General features: G+C 68.3%; 31 protein-coding genes and 1 tRNA gene. 28 read left to right on the top strand and 4 right to left on the bottom strand.

Annotation, left to right across the window (positions count from 1 at the left end; translation table 11 throughout):
• A partial coding sequence (locus FE256_RS04080) for a DUF7882 family protein (protein ID WP_138173031.1) occupies positions 1-276 on the bottom strand: 276 nt, incomplete at its 3' end.
• A gap of 115 nt (positions 277-391) precedes the next feature.
• Here FE256_RS04080 and FE256_RS04075 point away from each other — a divergent pair.
• The 5 genes from FE256_RS04075 to FE256_RS04065 all read left to right on the top strand — a co-directional run bounded on the left by FE256_RS04075 (position 392) and on the right by FE256_RS04065 (position 4251).
• Complete coding sequence (locus FE256_RS04075) at positions 392-943, top strand: MarR family winged helix-turn-helix transcriptional regulator (RefSeq protein WP_252370893.1); 552 nt, start codon at positions 392-394, stop codon at positions 941-943.
• 38 nt (positions 944-981) lie between these two features.
• Positions 982-1119, top strand: a complete 138-nt coding sequence (locus FE256_RS18085; protein WP_171024191.1) for a hypothetical protein — start codon at positions 982-984, stop codon at positions 1117-1119.
• Positions 1120-1192: 73 nt separating this feature from the next.
• The gene (locus FE256_RS04070) at positions 1193-1546 is read left to right on the top strand and encodes a hypothetical protein (RefSeq protein WP_252370892.1); all 354 of its coding nucleotides are present in this window, start codon (positions 1193-1195) and stop codon (positions 1544-1546) included.
• Positions 1547-1753: 207 nt separating this feature from the next.
• Positions 1754-3142 (top strand): hypothetical protein, encoded by a 1389-nt coding sequence (locus FE256_RS18080; protein ID WP_171024190.1) that lies wholly within the window; start codon positions 1754-1756, stop codon positions 3140-3142.
• Positions 3130-4251, top strand: a complete 1122-nt coding sequence (locus tag FE256_RS04065; protein ID WP_289508572.1) for a bifunctional lysylphosphatidylglycerol flippase/synthetase MprF — start codon at positions 3130-3132, stop codon at positions 4249-4251. Before FE256_RS18080 ends, FE256_RS04065 begins: the two co-directional genes overlap by 13 nt.
• Before the next feature lie 10 nt (positions 4252-4261).
• Here FE256_RS04065 and FE256_RS04060 read toward each other — a convergent pair whose 3' ends face one another.
• Positions 4262-4654 carry a DUF5684 domain-containing protein gene (locus FE256_RS04060; RefSeq protein ID WP_138173027.1) on the bottom strand — a complete coding sequence of 131 codons (393 nt, stop codon included), beginning with the start codon at positions 4652-4654 and terminating at the stop codon, positions 4262-4264.
• 141 nt (positions 4655-4795) lie between these two features.
• Here FE256_RS04060 and FE256_RS04055 point away from each other — a divergent pair, with 141 nt between their 5' ends.
• From FE256_RS04055 to FE256_RS04050, 3 genes are all read left to right on the top strand, one after another.
• On the top strand, positions 4796-5236 hold the full coding sequence (locus FE256_RS04055) for a hypothetical protein (protein ID WP_138173025.1): 441 nt from the start codon (positions 4796-4798) through the stop codon (positions 5234-5236).
• A gap of 82 nt (positions 5237-5318) precedes the next feature.
• A complete protein-coding gene (locus tag FE256_RS18075) occupies positions 5319-5492 on the top strand; it encodes a hypothetical protein (RefSeq protein WP_171024188.1) in 174 nt (57 codons plus the stop codon).
• A gap of 77 nt (positions 5493-5569) precedes the next feature.
• Positions 5570-5642, top strand: a tRNA-Arg gene (locus FE256_RS04050).
• Between the two features lie 112 nt (positions 5643-5754).
• On the opposite strand, the gene FE256_RS04045 is transcribed toward FE256_RS04050, so the two are convergent.
• Together FE256_RS04045 and FE256_RS04040 are read right to left on the bottom strand one after the other, a co-directional pair.
• Positions 5755-6150: an ImmA/IrrE family metallo-endopeptidase gene (locus FE256_RS04045; protein WP_171024187.1), complete on the bottom strand. Its 396-nt coding sequence runs from the start codon at positions 6148-6150 to the stop codon at positions 5755-5757.
• A gap of 54 nt (positions 6151-6204) precedes the next feature.
• Complete coding sequence (locus FE256_RS04040) at positions 6205-6612, bottom strand: helix-turn-helix domain-containing protein (RefSeq protein WP_171024186.1); 408 nt, start codon at positions 6610-6612, stop codon at positions 6205-6207.
• A gap of 94 nt (positions 6613-6706) precedes the next feature.
• On the opposite strand from FE256_RS04040, the gene FE256_RS04035 reads away from it, so the two are divergent.
• From FE256_RS04035 to FE256_RS03960, 20 genes are all read left to right on the top strand, one after another.
• Entirely contained in the window at positions 6707-7111 is a 405-nt protein-coding gene (locus FE256_RS04035; RefSeq protein WP_138173019.1) for a hypothetical protein, read from the top strand.
• Positions 7108-7320: a hypothetical protein gene (locus tag FE256_RS04030; protein ID WP_138173017.1), complete on the top strand. Its 213-nt coding sequence runs from the start codon at positions 7108-7110 to the stop codon at positions 7318-7320. Before FE256_RS04035 ends, FE256_RS04030 begins: the two co-directional genes overlap by 4 nt.
• On the top strand, positions 7317-7889 hold the full coding sequence (locus tag FE256_RS04025; protein WP_138173015.1) for a hypothetical protein: 573 nt from the start codon (positions 7317-7319) through the stop codon (positions 7887-7889). Before FE256_RS04030 ends, FE256_RS04025 begins: the two co-directional genes overlap by 4 nt.
• A 96-nt stretch (positions 7890-7985) precedes the next feature.
• Positions 7986-8162, top strand: a complete 177-nt coding sequence (locus FE256_RS18070; RefSeq protein ID WP_171024185.1) for a hypothetical protein — start codon at positions 7986-7988, stop codon at positions 8160-8162.
• Positions 8159-8317: a hypothetical protein gene (locus tag FE256_RS18065; RefSeq protein WP_171024184.1), complete on the top strand. Its 159-nt coding sequence runs from the start codon at positions 8159-8161 to the stop codon at positions 8315-8317. Before FE256_RS18070 ends, FE256_RS18065 begins: the two co-directional genes overlap by 4 nt.
• Positions 8314-8976, top strand: a complete 663-nt coding sequence (locus FE256_RS04020; protein WP_138173013.1) for an ead/Ea22-like family protein — start codon at positions 8314-8316, stop codon at positions 8974-8976. Before FE256_RS18065 ends, FE256_RS04020 begins: the two co-directional genes overlap by 4 nt.
• Positions 8973-9173: a hypothetical protein gene (locus tag FE256_RS04015; RefSeq protein ID WP_138173011.1), complete on the top strand. Its 201-nt coding sequence runs from the start codon at positions 8973-8975 to the stop codon at positions 9171-9173. Before FE256_RS04020 ends, FE256_RS04015 begins: the two co-directional genes overlap by 4 nt.
• Positions 9170-9580, top strand: a complete 411-nt coding sequence (locus tag FE256_RS04010; protein ID WP_138173009.1) for a RusA family crossover junction endodeoxyribonuclease — start codon at positions 9170-9172, stop codon at positions 9578-9580. Before FE256_RS04015 ends, FE256_RS04010 begins: the two co-directional genes overlap by 4 nt.
• A 114-nt stretch (positions 9581-9694) precedes the next feature.
• Positions 9695-10015 (top strand): hypothetical protein, encoded by a 321-nt coding sequence (locus tag FE256_RS04005; RefSeq protein WP_138173007.1) that lies wholly within the window; start codon positions 9695-9697, stop codon positions 10013-10015.
• Positions 10015-10389 (top strand): hypothetical protein, encoded by a 375-nt coding sequence (locus FE256_RS04000; protein WP_138173005.1) that lies wholly within the window; start codon positions 10015-10017, stop codon positions 10387-10389. The genes FE256_RS04005 and FE256_RS04000 overlap by 1 nt, the downstream gene beginning before the upstream one ends.
• A 118-nt stretch (positions 10390-10507) precedes the next feature.
• A complete protein-coding gene (locus tag FE256_RS03995) occupies positions 10508-11419 on the top strand; it encodes a DEAD/DEAH box helicase family protein (protein ID WP_138173003.1) in 912 nt (303 codons plus the stop codon).
• Positions 11416-11877, top strand: coding sequence for a hypothetical protein (locus FE256_RS03990; protein WP_138173001.1), 462 nt, complete (start codon positions 11416-11418; stop codon positions 11875-11877). The genes FE256_RS03995 and FE256_RS03990 overlap by 4 nt, the downstream gene beginning before the upstream one ends.
• Positions 11878-11927: 50 nt before the next feature.
• Positions 11928-12200 (top strand): hypothetical protein, encoded by a 273-nt coding sequence (locus tag FE256_RS03985; RefSeq protein WP_138172999.1) that lies wholly within the window; start codon positions 11928-11930, stop codon positions 12198-12200.
• Positions 12197-12370, top strand: coding sequence for a hypothetical protein (locus tag FE256_RS18060; protein WP_171024181.1), 174 nt, complete (start codon positions 12197-12199; stop codon positions 12368-12370). The genes FE256_RS03985 and FE256_RS18060 overlap by 4 nt, the downstream gene beginning before the upstream one ends.
• Positions 12367-12810: a hypothetical protein gene (locus tag FE256_RS03980; protein WP_138172997.1), complete on the top strand. Its 444-nt coding sequence runs from the start codon at positions 12367-12369 to the stop codon at positions 12808-12810. Before FE256_RS18060 ends, FE256_RS03980 begins: the two co-directional genes overlap by 4 nt.
• Positions 12810-12986 carry a hypothetical protein gene (locus FE256_RS18055; protein WP_171024180.1) on the top strand — a complete coding sequence of 59 codons (177 nt, stop codon included), beginning with the start codon at positions 12810-12812 and terminating at the stop codon, positions 12984-12986. Before FE256_RS03980 ends, FE256_RS18055 begins: the two co-directional genes overlap by 1 nt.
• The gene (locus FE256_RS03975; protein ID WP_171024179.1) at positions 12974-13387 is read left to right on the top strand and encodes an HNH endonuclease; all 414 of its coding nucleotides are present in this window, start codon (positions 12974-12976) and stop codon (positions 13385-13387) included. Before FE256_RS18055 ends, FE256_RS03975 begins: the two co-directional genes overlap by 13 nt.
• Positions 13387-14127, top strand: a complete 741-nt coding sequence (locus FE256_RS03970; RefSeq protein WP_138172993.1) for a hypothetical protein — start codon at positions 13387-13389, stop codon at positions 14125-14127. Before FE256_RS03975 ends, FE256_RS03970 begins: the two co-directional genes overlap by 1 nt.
• Complete coding sequence (locus FE256_RS03965; RefSeq protein ID WP_138172991.1) at positions 14124-14426, top strand: hypothetical protein; 303 nt, start codon at positions 14124-14126, stop codon at positions 14424-14426. Before FE256_RS03970 ends, FE256_RS03965 begins: the two co-directional genes overlap by 4 nt.
• Positions 14423-15706, top strand: coding sequence for a replicative DNA helicase (locus FE256_RS03960; protein WP_138172989.1), 1284 nt, complete (start codon positions 14423-14425; stop codon positions 15704-15706). Before FE256_RS03965 ends, FE256_RS03960 begins: the two co-directional genes overlap by 4 nt.
• Positions 15707-15717: the final 11 nt, after the last annotated feature.

The following is a 15717-nucleotide window of genomic DNA, read 5'->3' as shown; positions in this document are numbered from 1 at the left end:
GACCAGGCCCGCCGAGGAGTTGGCCATGTCCGCCATGTCCTTGAGGATCTGGGCGTTCAGCTGCTCGGGCTCGGCGCTGTCGAAGACGAACCGCAGGGGAATCGCGGGCTGCAGCCAGAGGGTGGAACGACCGGGGGAGCCGTCGACGTGGGTCCAGCTGAGGGTGAAGCTCTCGCTACGGCGGAGCTTTGTCGCCGTGACGACCTTTAGATGCGAGAGGAGGCGGTCCGGAATACGGATGGGGTCGGCCGAAGTGCCGTAGTAGAGGGATCCCATGATGAGCTCCTTTCCGTGGGTTAGCTACGGGAAGAACATACTCGGTTAGTAACTAGTTTGTCGAACTATTTGTTCCGTTGTATGATTTCCAGATCGACAACGAGGGGCGTACGCCATGACGGACATGCGTGCGGTGTCCCAGAGCCTCCCTCCCGGAGATCGCGACTCGGACACCTACTGGTACGGCGAAGAACCCGGTGATCGGCGAGCGCGCAGCAAGGCGGTGCTCGAAGCTCTGCGCGTCTACCGCGCGGCAGAGTTGGCGATGCGGCGACGTACGCGCGATTCCATGTCGATGGGCGAGAACGAACTGCTCGTCCTGCGTTACCTGCTGCGCGGGTCCGACGCGAAGGTCCGCCCCGGCGAGCTGACGCGGTACCTGGGGCTGTCGACCGCGTCGACCACGGCGATCCTGGACCGTCTCGAGCGGTCCGGTCACATCACCCGCATCGCCAACCCGGACGACCGGCGCAGTATCTTCATCCAGGCCACCGATCGCGCGCATGCCGAGGTGCGTCAGACCCTCGGCAACATGCACGATCGCATGCTGGCCGCCGTGATCGACATGTCCGCCGAGGAGTCCGCGGTCGTCGTGGACTTCCTGCACCGCATGAGCGATGCGGTCGATGGCGTCGCGGTCGACGCCGGATCCCCGCCGTCACCGTGATCTACGTGCTCGTCGGCGGCCCGCGGGACGGACAGCACGTGGACGACCTTCCGCGGGGGTATCGCCTCAGCATCGACGACTCGCCTCCCGAGCGATTCGCCGAATTCGACACCGCGCGTGCGGTGTGGTTCGAGCTGGATGCCGCGATGTTCCGTTCCGCTCAGCGACGCGACTGACGACGCGTATCCCACTGGTCGGATCGACGCAACCCGCCCCCGGTGCGGAAGGGGGCTCGTCACGCTGGATCGCATGAGATGTGTGACGTACGCCGGCGAGACCGTGATCACGACGAACGATGTCGCCGCTTCCCTGGTGGAACTGACTGCCGCCGTGGCGAAGGAGGGGCAGGCCGAGGCCGTCAGCATCCCCATCGTCACCGACGACAACACGGTGGCGCAGGCCGAACTGGTGATCGGGATGGGCAACGACGTGCTGTCGGCGCCGCTGGACTGGGAGGGTGAGGAGCCCGACTTCTCTTCCGCCTCCGACGACCTGCGCAACCACCGGCTCTTCCCCCGGCCCGCCCTGCGCCTCGTCGAGTCCGAGAGCGGCCCCGACGAGGCTCCCGTGGACTGGGACTTCGACCACCCCACCCAGGCCTGACCGCCGGGGCGTCCGTCGGGGCCCCGCCGATCAGCGGGGACGGATACACCGCGGGGTGGATGACACCCGTACGCGGGTGCGGAGACGATGGATCGTCAGCTCGCGCCTCGCGCGGGGTGACGTTCACCCGATCGGAGCCCCATGTCGCCGACCGCCGTTGTCTCGCCCTCGCCCGTGCGGGATGCCCCACCGACGCTTACGGTCTCGGTGCCTCCCGCCTCCGCAGGGCCGTGGCGGATCCTCGGTCGGTTCCTCCCGCCGAGCGCCACCCTCGCACTCGCCGGGGTGATCGCCGTCGTCAGCATCCTCCAGGTGCGCCGGAGCGTCTCCCTCGGTGACGGCCCGTTCGACGTGCGCGAGATCGCGCGGAGTCTCTTCACGGTCGATGACCCCGCACTGCTGCCGGTCGTTCTCATCGCGGTCCTGGTGGTCGGTGGGTTCGCGGAGCGCGCGATGGGACCGCGTCGGCTCATGGTCGCGTTTTTCGGCGGCGGGCTGGCGACATCGGTCGTCGGGTTGGCGGTCGGAGTCGTCGAACGCGCATTCCTGGCGGGCCTCCCGCTGAACGACGAGCCGTTCACAGGGGCGCCGCCGGTCGCCGCGCTCCTGGTGGTGACGATGACCGCGAGCTGCTTCCTCGGCGCCCTGTGGCGACGACGCGTACGCTGGGCGAGCACCTTCCTGGCCGTGACGCTGTTCCTGTACTCGGCTTCCGCCAACGACCTGTTCGCGCTCATCGCGCTGCCCGTCGGACTCGGTCTCGGCACGTTCCTCGGCGGCCGGCGGGCGACGCTGCGCGTGCACCGCAGTTCCCACCACGAGACGCGTGTCCTCCTGGCCGCACTGTCGGCTGTCACCGCCGTGGGGCCGGTCGTGGCGACACTGTGGGGGAGCGGCTCGGGGCTGCTCTCGATCTACGGTTGGCTCTCGTGGGATCCGCTCACCGTCGTGGACGGGCGCGTGTGCGTCCCCGGGTCCGCCGTCGTCGCCTGCCCGGCGGGCGGGTGGTCGACCGGTGAGCTCCAGCCCCACGCGGGGTGGATCGCCGTCCTGCCGCTGGCGGTGCTCCTCGTGGCCTCGTGGGGCATCCTGCGCGGACGCCGCGGTGCCCTGGGCATCGCGATCGCGATCAACCTGCTCGTCTTCGCGGGTATGGCCTACGTCTTCGCCGTCACCGAGCCCGACACCATCGCCGCGCTGGCCGTTGCGCGCGATGCGGACGACGCCTCATACGGGTGGCAGACCCTCGTGGGTGCGGCGATGGGGGCGTTGGTTCCCTTGGCGGTGGCGATCACGCTGTTCGTCTTCCGGAGCGCCGCTCGGATCGGGTCGGCGGGTGGGGCCCGTGCGCTCTTCCTCGGCACCGTGGGTCTCGCGGCGTTCGGAGCCTCGGCGACGGCGTTCGTGGGGACACCATCGCGCTCTCGAACCACTTCGCGCCCGTGCCGGGGCCGTCGGCGGTGGTGCAGGGACTCGCCCTGCGCCTGCTCCCGCCATCGCTGCTGCCGGCCGAGTCGGTGGTGTATGTGCCCGAGACGGGGTGGGCGCAAGCGGCGTGGTACGTGCCGTCGGCGGTCTTCTGGATGGTGTGTGTGATCGCCTCGATCCGCTTCGTCCTGAGCCCCGGGTCGGTGGAGCGTTCAGGGGACCGCACCCGCGCCCGCGCCGTGCTGGCACGGGGTGGCGGGGGCTCCCTGTCCTTCATGACCACGTGGCCGGGGAACACGTACTGGTTCGCCCCGCACGCTGACGCGGCCATCGCCTACCGCGTGCGCGGGCGCGTCGCCGTCACCCTCGGCGGGGCGTTCGGGCGCGACCGTGCTCGCCCCGACGTCGCTCGGGCCTTCGTCGATTTCTGCGGCGAACGCGGCTGGACGCCGGTGTTCTACAGCGTCGACGATGCCGAGAGCGCGTCCCTCGAGCCGCTCGGCTGGAGCAGGACGCAGGTCGCCGAAGAGGCCCGACTGGATGCGCTGACGTGGACGCCCGCGGGGAAGAAGCGCCAGGACGTGCGCACCGCGACCAACCGCGCGGAACGCGAGGGGCTGCGCGCGGAGTGGACCTCGTGGGCGGAGCTGTCGTTCCGCGACCGCGCGCAGATCCGCGAGATCTCCGAGGCCTGGGTCGCCGACAAGACGATCCCCGAGATGGAGTTCACCCTCGGGGGCGTCGATCAGATGGCGGACCCGGACGTGCGCATGATGATCGCGCGAGACGCACGCGGCCACGTGGTCGCCGTGACCAGTTGGATCCCGGTGTACGCGGCATCCGGTATCCGGGGGTATGCGCTGGATGTCATGCGTCGCCGCCACGACGCGATGAACGGCGTGATGGAATTCGTCATCGGGGCCGTCGTCGAGCGGCTGCGGGCCGAGGGATGCCGCGTCCTGAGCCTTTCCGGTTCGCCCCTGGCCTTCCACCACGAGGAGCCGGATGCCGATCTCGACGGGGTCGAGCGCTTCCTGCGGCAGTTGAGCTCTCTGCTGGAACCGGCATACGGCTTTCGATCCCTGGCGAACTTCAAGAAGAAGTTCCAGCCCGAGTTCACCCCGATGTGGATGATCTACCCCGACCCCGCCCATCTGCCGGCCGTCGGCCTCGCCCTCCTGCGGTGCTACGCGCCGGGTCTCACGGTCGCGCGCGCGGCGCGGATCGCGGCGGGCCTGCGCGCGACCGCGAGAGAGAAAGCCTCGGCGGTGGCGTGAGGCTGCAGGGTCAGATGCGCTCGACGCGGTACTTGTCGTCGCTGAAGCCGACGATGAGGTATCCGATGATCCAGAAGACCACCAGCAGAACGAACGAGAAGAACCACCCGTGGCCGAACGCACGGCCGAGTCGGATCGAGACGATGATGTGGAAGATGATGTTGACGATCGGGATGAGATAGAGCAGCGTCATCCAGCCCGAGTACCCGGCAACCTTGACGACGTAGATCGCGTTGACGATGGGGATGATCGCGAGCCACCCGGGGTAGCCCGCCTTCGTGAAGACGCGCCAGAGCGCGATCACCATGAGCACGTACACGGCGACGGCGATCAGCGAGTTGGTCCCGCTCAGCGCGAAGATCGAGGTCTGGTCGAAGATGTTGTTGGGCGAGGACGTCAGCATGCCGCTCATCGTAGAGGGTGCGCTCAGTCGACGCTCAGGGTTCTCGCCGCGGCGGCGCATCTCGGCGGGATGCCGGGGCCTGGAGTCGTGGGACGGCTACGCTCGCGGGATGACGTGCACGCTCGATCGCCCGGGGCCCCGATGACCCCCGACCGGAAGTTCGAGTGGGGCGGCCTGAGCGCGGGGCGCGCCGACTTCGTCACCGCCACCGAGGCGCTGGCGACGCTCGACGCGCTCGTTCCCGAATACGACGATCTGTCGCCGGCGACGGGGCTGGACGACGGCGAAGCGTTCGTGCGTCTGTCGGCGGGGGAGCGCTGGGCGGTCGTCTCGACCCCGGGGACCCGGTGGTTCTCGGTGCGGGTGGATTCCGGTCACCGCGCCCGCCTCGACGACACGACCTCGACGCGTGCCGAGGCCGAGATGCTGCTGCAGACCTACGTCGCGGTGGGCGCGGCCTACGTCCGGGGGAGTTCCACCGACTCGGGTGATCGCGTCACCGTCCCCGCCGACGGGCGCTTCGTCGACCTCACCCTGCCGTTGCGTGCGCGCTTGCGCGCGTGGGCGGGGCGCCGTCGCTGAACCACTTCGCGCGCCGGGTCAACCCTCCGCGTCCCCGCGACCGGGTTTGCGAAGCTGGTCCTCCGCGAGGAAGGGATGATCCATGAGCGATCCTCAGAACACCGCACCGGCCGACGACTCCGAAGACCTCGGCGACGACCAGACGGTCGCCCCGAGCCAGACGAACGACGTCGACGAGCAGTCGAAGGCGCCCTCCGGCGACGACCCGGACGCCGATCACGAGGCCACGGGCATCGGAGTCATCGGCGACGAGTGATCGTCGCGTGAGATGCCCGCGCCGGCACCCCGCCGGGTCGGGCGCGGGGCCGGCGCGGTGCTAACCTTGACCGGTCCGCCTCCGTAGCTCAGGGGATAGAGCGTTGGTTTCCGGTACCAGAAGTCGCAGGTTCGAATCCTGTCGGGGGCACAGCTAGAAGGGGCCGCGATCACCAGTCACACACTGGGATCGTGGCCCCTTCTCTCGTTCTACCGGTGATCCAACGACGGGCCTGGTGCAACCATCGGTGCAACCATCCCGCTCAGACTGCCCACCGGGCGGCATGTCGGAACTGTCCCTGACCCATTCGTGACGTGGAGTAAGCGGCGCCGCGGATCCTCGTCACCTGCGTCTCGACGAACACGCGGAGCAGCTTCTCGTTCACCCCGAGCTCCTCCGCGATCTCGTCCGGGTTGAGGCCGATGTGCTCGAGACGCGCATACCGGTCCGGATCAACAAGCAGCGCGGCCGCGTACGCGTCTGCGTCGTCTTCTGCCTGCTGATCGTGGCGGTCTTGGTGTCCGTAGAAGGCGTGCCCGAGTTCGTGCGCCAGAACGCAATCTCGCTCGATCGGGGACAGGTTGAAGTCGTAGACGACCATACGCATGTCGTGGTCGTAGAAACCGCGGTAAGGCGGTGTGATGTGTGCGACGTGCACGCTTACGCCGAGGTGCGCTGCGTGAGCGAGTAGCGCTCGCATGATCCCCCCTTGTCAGTCCTTGGGTGGGGCGGGTTCGTCGGTGTTCGCTGCGTCGCGTACACCGGGATGGGCCCGTCCGATGTAGGTCACGTTGTCGTGATCAGCGACGGTAGACGTGGGCTCCGACACCGATGTCACGAGCTTGCGTAATCCGTCCTCGACGGTGCCGGCGTCGCTGTAGTCGGTGAGCGCCATGTCGACGAGTTCCCGTGACGCCACGCGGAGAGCGACGGCGATGCGCTCGAGCTCTCCCACCGATGTTTCGTTCGTTCCGTCCTCGCGGCGCTGCAGGTTCGACAGCGGGATATCGGCCGCATCGGAGAGGTCCTGCTGGGTCATCTTCCGTCGCGTGCGAGTGGCCTTGATCGCCCCGCCGAGGTGCTGATCGAACGGGTGTGGGGTTTTCTTCTGTCGCGCCATGGCACCCACTTTAGGTGTCTGGGACCGCATGAGTAAGTGCGGGAGCCTCACAGATGACTTGCGCGCTTCAAAAATGAGGTGTAGAACTTCACTCATGACGTTCCCCAGAAGATTCCCCGCCCCGGACCCGAAGGCCGTCGGCCGTCAGGAGTCCTCCGTGCAGGCACTCCCCGTCAACGGGGACGTGTCGGTGCGTGAGGCCCTGACCGCCGGCGGCCTTCTTGGTTTCACCACCGCTGACATGTTCCCGGAGGTGATCCGGGCGACCCGTCTCACAAAGGGCGGCGAGTACACCGGCGTGGTCACCGGCATGCTCCGCGGTCGACGTGTCGAGCACATGGTGTCGTTCACCGCCTCGCGCGACCAGGAGCTCGAGCCGTTCGTGCGCGGTCGCGCCAACACCCCGGATCAGGACCGCGTCTTCGTTGTCCACCCCCACGGCTCAGCGCCGATGCTGTTCGTCGCGGGAACGATCCGACCCGCTGAGGTGTCGGCATGAACGGGACTCCGCAGCTCGAGAAGCTGGCGTACTCGCTGGAGGAGTTCGCCGAGGTGGTGTCGCTGTCGTACGCACAGCTGATGCGGCACATCGCCCGGGACGAGCTCGTGCCGAAGTACAGCGGACGGAAGCCGCTGATCACGAGAGCGGAGGGGCAGCGGTTCCTGGACTCTCTGCCGGAAGCGCGCGCGGAGAAGGTGCGGCCGTGAACGACTTCACCGCATCCACCGGTCACACGTTCTCCGAGAGGACCGCTGGCGTCCAGGTGACAGCTCCGGGAGTGCATCCGCTCGTCAACGCGAAGAGTCAGGTGGGTGCGGCGTTCAAGGAGTACGCCGACCACGTGCGGTCGACGGCCCGGGCTGAGGAGGACGCCCGCCTCGGACGGTGGAGGTGGCCCGAGAACCCGGACTACGTGGTCTACCAGCGTGACGCCTATCCACCCGAGAATGCGCGGCGGGTGCGGGTCATCCTCGAACCGACCGGTGACTTCGTGGACACGGTCGAGGGATCGACCATCGACGGCCCGTTCAAGGACGCGGCCCGCGCCTACTTCGATGCTCACCCGGACCCGAAGCCGTGGTACGACGCCGGGCCGGCCGAGGTGTGGGACGTAGACCTGCCGTCCGGCGGGATGCGCGCGGTGACGGTCTACTCAGCCCGCCACGAAGACGAGCCGGTGACGGTGTTCCGGGACGCTCACACTCAGGTGGAGATCGAGACCGACGACCCGACCATCCGCGACGCTCGTCGCATCTACCCGGAGCGGACCGTATGACGGGCGCCCGCTGACCCTCACCCCTGTAGATCCCCCCGATCTTCCCTGCCTGTTCTGGGCGTTATTCGTCGCGCCCGCTGTTCGAAGGAATCCCTCATGAGAGTTCGTTCTCACCCTGTCCGCCGTGTGGTCGGTGGGCTGTCCGTGATCGCTGTTGCGGCGGTCCTCGCTCCGGCTGCTGCCGTCCCGGGTTTCAATGCGGCGGACCTGCTGGTGTTGCTGTCGCCGTTCGTGTTCCTGTTCGTGGTGCTGCCGAAGGGTGGCCGGTCGTGAACCGCCCGATGCCCGCGCAGGATGTCCGCCGTGACGACGTCGTGGCTGCGGTGGTGGATGCTCGTCCGGCGCCTCGGGTGCTGCTGGTCCTCCCGGGTGTGCTGGGTGTCCTGGTGTTGGTGGAGCTGGTGTTCGCGCTGGTGGTGACCCTGTGAGCGCCAAGAGCTATACGCCGAGTGAGGCGGAGGTCCGCGAGGCTGTGACCGAGTGGATGTGGTCGCGTCGCATGTGGCGTGAGGAAGTGGCTCGCGCAGATGGAGCCGAGCTGGATCGATTCCTCGCGGCCCTGTCTTCCCCGCCCGCCGACGACGTACGCGAAGCGCTGGACCTCGACGTGCTCGAAGCGAAGGCACGCGCCGCGACTCCCGGACCGTGGATGCTCGACGGCATGGGCAAAGACGAGCCCGAAGTCAACTACTGGGCGCACCGATTCATCGGAGCGCTCGACGGCCCCGACATCATCGCGACGTCGGAGGATGGGCACGGCCCGAACGCGGAGTACATCGCGGCTGCGTCGCCGGACGTTGTTCTCGCGCTCATCGACCGGGTGCGCGCCATCGCGGTTCGTCCCCGTGGGACGGTCACCGACGCCGAGCGGCGCAGTTTCCCGGAGGCAGCGCGTGGCGATGGCCCGTGCATGGATTGCGGCACCCTCGACACCCCGGTCTGGTTCACGGACAACGTGACCTGGAACCTCTGCCCCGTCTGCTTCATTGCGCGCGCACACGAAGCCGGCTTGCGGCCCGTGTCGTGGCGGATCTACCCGGAGTTCCCAAGGCGATACGCGGCAAAGGCACGGGAGGACCGCTCGTGAGCGCCGAGAGCGACGCCCGCATGCTCGCGAACCTGCGGCAGTGGCGCGGCGTGTTCCAGAGCATCGTCGAGCTGTCGCCCGAGGAGTTCGACCTCCTCCTGCGTATCGCGGATGAGCGCGACCAACTCCGATGTGACCTGTGCGATGAGCAGCAGGGACGCGGACGCCGCCCCTTCACGACGGAGGTCCAGTCGTGAGCGCCCCGTTCTTCGTGGCCGGTGTGCCGCAGCCACAGGGCTCGAAGACCGCGTTCGTGCGGGGTGGGCGTGCGGTGATCGTCGACAAGAACCCGGCGCTGCTGAAGCCGTGGCGTGAGGCCGTGGCCCGGGCAGCTGCGGCGACGTGGGTGCATCGTCCGGCGCTCACCGGCCCTGTGCGGGTGGAGGCGGCGTTCGTGCTCGCCCGGCCGGCGTCGGTGAAGCGGGAGTTCCCGCACGTCCGACCCGACCTGGACAAGCTGCTCCGTGCCCTGCTCGACGGGATCACCGACTCCGGTGAGGTGTGGGGCGACGACTCGCAGGTCGTGGAAGTTCAGACGTCGAAGGTGTACGGCGAGGCGCCTGGTGTGCACGTCACCGTCACCCCGGTTGGGGGTGCGTCATGACCATCGCCCGTCGGCCGCTGACCGAGCGCTTCGCTGAGAAGTTCACTGTCGGTGCGCCTGACGAGTGCAGGGCACGAGCGCACACCTCGTGCGTCAGGAGAGAGGAATCAGGACATGACTACGGAGATCAAGCCGACGGCGTTCAAGAACGGTGCGCCGAAGGCCGAGCGGAACGGGATGTTCGGCAACGAGCTGCGGCTCATCGAGGCGGCGAAGGCGGGGGAGCGGATCACCGCGATCGTCACGTACGAGATCCCGAAGGTGATCCACGACGAGATCGCGGACGAGAAGTACCCGATCGTCGCGGCGGTGCACATCGAGCCGTTGTTCGACGAGGAGCGGGCGGCGGCTGCGGGGAAGCTGCAGGCGGCGGAGTACAAGGCCCGCACGGGTGAGGGCGCGCTCGACTTCGGCGACATGGAGGACGAGGACTGATGACCGGCCGCAGCGCGTCGTTGTCGGGCTTCGACATGGCGCAGATCCGTGTCGCCCTGGGCTCGAAGCAGGAGGCTGCGGAGTCGGCGTTCTGGGATGTGCGGCAGCACCGGCTGGGGGTGTCGGCCAAGCAGGGGCACCGGTCGGGGTACTGGCGGGGCGTGCAGGACGTCCTCACGTTGCAGCTTGCGATCGGGGAGCTCAGCCAGGGGGAGTTGCTGGCGGAGTTGCGTAAGGAGTCGGGGTCGGTGTTCTGGCCCCTGTTGGTCGGGGATCCGAAGATCCCGGCCGAGTGCCCGCGGTGTGAACGCCGGGTGGTCATCGACAAGGAGGGGCTGTGCCCCTGGTGCGCGTACGAGTTCGAGGAGGACTGAGATGGTGCTGACTACGAGGAGGCCGACGGGGAGACCGTCGTGGCCGATCCTGCTGCTCGCAGGACGAGAAGGTGCGGGAAAGACGTTCGCGGCGCTCTCCGCATCAGCGTCGCCCCTGGTGGGTCGGACGCTGTACATCGGGATCGGTGAGGACGACCCGGACGAGTACTCGCTGATCCCGGGTGTCGAGTTCGACATCGTCGTCAACGACGGAACGTACCCGGGGATCCTCGCCGCGATCAAGGCGGCGGTGGAGGAACCCGCTGTGGGTGATCTGCAGACGTTGATCGTCGTGGACTCGATGTCGCGGCTGTGGACGCTGATCCAGGACAACGTGCAGGCGATCGCGAACAAGCGGGCGAAGGGCCGGCGGAACCCGAACGGGGACTTCACGATCTCGATGGATCTGTGGAACCTCGCGGCGGACCAGTGGAACGACGTGATGAACACGCTCCGTCTGCACCAGGGCCCGGTGGTGCTGACTGCCCGCCTGGATCCGGTTGCGGTGATGGAGAACGGGCAGCCGACCGGGGCGAAGGACTGGAAGGTTCAGGCGCACAAGTCGCTGGTGTTCGACGCGGCCGGGGTGGTGGAGCTGCGGGAGCGGGGCCAGTTCCTGATCACGAAGCTGAAGTCGATCCGGGTGATGCTCGAGGGTCCCCGCCAGTACCCGGGGTTCACGGTGGAGAAGCTGTGGGCCGACCTGGGCATCGGGTCGGGTGCGGGAGAGCGGACGCATGCGACGACCGTGGCGGACCGTGCGGGCAACGAGGTGTCGCGGGAGACCGCGGCGGACAAAGTCGCGGCGGCGGTGGCGGCGATCGCGAAGGCTCCCGACGCGTCCGAGCTCGACAAGATCGACGCTCACGCGAAGGGCCTCAGGATCGACGGGGTCAAGGCGTACGCGGACGCGATGGCTGCGCGGCGTGCGGAGCTTGGTGGGCCGGACCCGGATGCGTGGGCGCCCGCTGAGCCGGTGGCTTCGGGTGAGCCGGTGGCGGACTGGCCGACGGCGGAGGTCCCGGCATGAGCGGGTTCACGGCGTCGCTGGATGACGCGGTCACGGCGTACTCGTGGGAGCCGGCGAACTTCGGCCCGGAGAACGAGGTCACCCGGATCTGTTCCGCGGATGGGTTCCGTGCTGGGGCGGAGTGGGCGGCCGCTCACCTGGACTGGCGGGTGCTCGGCGGGCTGATCCCGGGGATGGTGGAGGCACGGCATGTGCGCCTGGGCGACGTTGTGCGCCTGGGCGACGTTGTGCGCCTGGGCGACGTTGTGCGCCTGGGCGACGTTGTGCGCCTGGGCGACGTTGTGCGCCTGGGCGACGTTGTGCGCCTCTCTGGCGGGGTTTCCACCGTTGTCGCGGTTCGGCACCACGGGTCGCCGGGTTGCGTGTACGTGACGGCGCGTACCGATGGTGGGGCTGAGGTTGTCTACGAGCTGCGGACGTCGGAGCGGGTCCGGGTCGATAAGGCGGCGACGTCATGACTGTCCGGATCAAGGGTCTTGGGAATCTTCGGTGGCCGTGGCGTGCAGTGGTGGTCACTCCTGCCGAGCGTGCTCCGCTCGTGATGCTGAACCGCTACCCGGGGCAGGTCATCGGCGTGGCGTTTCGTCTGCCGGACGAACTGTACTTCGACCGCCGCATCCACAAGCAGCTTTCGATCACGTGGTCTCGTCCGGAGGTGAGCCAGTACCCCACCGACTGGGAGAGCTCTCCTCGCCGTGACGTACTCAGCCACGCTGCAGATCCCGTGGAGGCGGCTACCAGACCTGTCCCGCGATCGAGTGACGGGGAGGCCTGGTCGTGAACGGGTGGGCTGCAGGGTTCTCCCGCTACCTCGCCTCGTACGAGGTGCGGCTGCACCGTCGGATGGACACGTTCGGCGGGGTGGTGTGGCCGGTGCGGGTGTCGGGTCTAGTGTCCCCGGAACGGCAGCTGGAGATCGCGGTCGCCGCGGGTCGGGGGCGTGTCGCATGACCCCGCTGGAGAGGTTCATCGCCCGCCTCGGTATCGCCCCGTTCGACCCGGGCAACGCGTTGCACGCGGACCTGTTCGACGCGTTGAAGGACGCAGCCGGTGAGTCGCACATGGAGCGGCTGATCATCACCCGCGGTGTCCTCGGGCGAGCACACGCAGCCGCGGCGACGACGGTCGGGACAGCCCGATCGAAGTACGAGACGACGCTCAAGGAGCGGAAGCGGGCCGAGGTCGAGGCTGGCCGTTCGGTGTCGGCTGCGACGGTCATCGCTGATGCCGATGCGCAACCACACCGGAACCGGATGCACGAAGCCGAAGCCGCATGGCGGGGTGTGAAGGAACACCTCCGCACGGTGGACAAGGACATCGACAAGACCCGGTCGGATGCGGTCGACGCACGGCAGATGCGCACAGCCGAGACGTACGGCGGAGGTGCCTGATGGGCGCGCACGAGCGGAAGACACACAAGCTCACCGTCACCACCGAGGACGGGATCGTCATGCTGCGGTGCGCCCGCGGAGACCTGGCCAAGGGGCTCGGGCAGACCCCGACACCGGACGAGATCGCCCGCGAAGCTGGCATCCACTGGGGCACCGCCCCGGGGTGGTGGTCCTGATGGCCGTGGGGGAGTTCACCCCGGCGACGGTGCGGCTCGTGTTCTTCGACCGGGACAGGGAGAGGTGCTTCCGCTGCCTCCGGCCCTTGCAGTGGCACGAGCGCGGGTTCGGGTGGTCGCTGCACCACCGTCGCCCGCGCGGCATGGGCGGGTCGAAGGACCCGATGGTGAACAGCCCGGCGAACGCGCTGACCCTCTGCGGTCACGCGACTTCGCCTACCGGGTGTCACCACTGGGCAGAGAAGAACAGGGACGTCGCGTTCGAGCTCGGGTATCTGATCCCGGGAACGGCGCGGACCGATGAGTACAGGCCGGAGCGGGTGCGTGTGCGCCGGCTGTCCGGTGGGTGGTGGTTGCTGACCGTGGACGGCCGCGCCGTGGAAGTGGAAGGGAACAGCTGATGGGCATTCTGCGAGCTGGGCTGGCCTTCGAGGGCCAGTTCACGCAGGTCCCGAACGACTGGGCGAGAGACAAGAAGCTCTCGCGTCGGGCGCGGGGACTGCTGACGGAGATCCTGTCGCACCGGGTGGGCTGGCGGCTCACCATCGAGGGCCTCGCGAAAGAGGGCACCGAGGGGCGTCACGCGATCCGAGCCGCGGTCGACGAGCTGCGGGAGGCGGGGTATCTCGAGGTCGAGCAGGGCCGCGGATCGCGCGGGCAGTTCGGTGAGGTCGAGTACCGGCTGACCGATCCGACCGCTTCCCGAAAATCGGACACCGGTCGATTCTCCGCAAGCGGTTCAGCCGCAAGCGGTTCAGCCGACGGCGGAGAACCGAACACAAGAGAACACCAGTCCACAGAACACCATCTGGAAGAAGACCAGGTTCTTCTGTCGCCGGATGAATCCGTCGACGGGACGCTCATCCCGGACGAGTGGAGACCGAACCAGAGTCACATCGATAAGGCCGCTGCGCTGCACCTCGACGTGCGCGCCGAGTACCAGCGGTTCCGTGAGCACGCGGTACGGAAGCACCGCCGGCTGAAGAACTGGAATGCCGGGTTCACGAACTGGCTGCGGAAGCAGGCCGAGTTCCGGCAGGAGGAGCAGGGCTCCCGTCCTGGTTCGGTGTCGTCGTACGAGCAGGGTGCGCAGGTGCACGACATCCTCGCGGCTCGTCAGCAGCGGGCGGTGACCGCATGACTCCGTTCGAGGTGAACGCGCTGTTCACGGAGGCGGGTCGTCTCGACGTGCGGATGCGCCGGAACAATCCGGAGGAGCGGGCGGACATGGCGACGTCGTGGGCTCGTCTGCTCGCCGACGTTCCGGTCAAGGCTGCGGCGTGGGCGCTGGATCAGCACTACCAGCACAGCCGGGACCCGATCATGCCGGCGGACATCATCGCGCTCGCTGAGCAGTTCGCGCCTCCGGTGTCGGTGTCGTACGCGGGGAATGTGACGGAGCAGCGTCTCGCTGCGGAGCGACGGGCGGTGACGTCGTGAGCGTGGAGGCGGAGCGTTCTGTTCTCGGTGCGGTCATGCTCGACCCGGCCGCGTGCGACGAGGTCGCGGAGATCCTGCAACCCTCGGACTTCTCAACCCCGGCACACCAGGCCGTGTACGCCGCTGTGCGGCGACTGCACGACGCAGGGGACCCTACGGACGCTGTCGCCGTGGAAGCGGCTCTGGCAGCCGCAGGGGAGCTCGTGGGGCATGTCGACGCGACGCTGATCTACTCCCTCACCGACGCGGTGGCCACAGCGTCCGCTGCCGGGTATCACGCGGGCATCGTCCTCGACGAAGCGAAACGGCGCCGCGTGCGGGACGGGGCAGCGAAAGCGATCGCGCTCGCGAACGACCAGGGCCTCCCCACTGAGGACATGGTGGAGCTCGCGAGGGCGGCGTTCGACGACGTCGACGCGGGGGTCGTGAAGGGTGTCCAGCCGATCGGGTCGTGGATCCGGGACTACGTCGCCGGACTGGCGGAGAAACCGTCGTACACGCCGACACCGTGGCATGACCTGAACCAGCTGATCTTCGGGTTCCGCGACGGGGGCATGTACGTCGCCGCCGCGAGACCCGGCGACGGGAAATCGATGATGGCGGTGCAGATCGCCCTCGCGTTCGCGGAGCACCGGCCGGTCCTGTTCGTGTCGCTCGAGATGGCGCGTGAGGAGATCGCGGGCCGCATGATCGCCGCGCACAGCCAGGTGTTCATCGGGTCGTTGAACAAGCACCGGCTGTCGAACACGGAGACCGAAGCGGCTGAGGTGGCCGCCGCACACTTCGAGAAGCTGCCGATCGTCATCGTCGACTCGTCGCACGTGTCCACCATCCCGCAGCTGAAAGCCGCCGTCCGGTCCGTGCACCGCATCTACCGGCGCAACCCGGTCGTGATCGTCGACTACCTGCAGCTACTGAACACGCACGAGCGGGTCGAGAACCGGCAGCAGGCGGTGGCGGGGTTCTCGCGGGCGTTGAAGCTCGCCGCGCAGCAGTGGCTTGTCCCGGTGATCGCCCTGTCGCAGCTGAACCGTGCGAACGCCGGCCGGAAGGGGAAGGCCGCGGAACCGCAGCTGACCGACCTGCGCGAGTCCGGAGCCATCGAGCAGGACGCGGATGTCGTGTTGCTGCTGCACCGGTTCCGGGCCCCGGGCCGTGACGAGTTGAAGGTCATCGTCGCGAAGAACCGTCAGGGGCAGACCGGGGAACTGACGCTCATCTGGCAGGGGCAGTTCTCCCGGGTCCTGTCGAAGTACCAAGCCAACGAATTCATCGCCTGAGGAGGCACAGC

Source organism: Microbacterium sp. 5K110 (assembly GCF_005774735.1).
Classification (GTDB): domain Bacteria; phylum Actinomycetota; class Actinomycetes; order Actinomycetales; family Microbacteriaceae; genus Microbacterium.
Note: the sequence above shows the minus strand (reverse complement) of the source record. Positions and strands in the feature narration are given on the sequence as shown.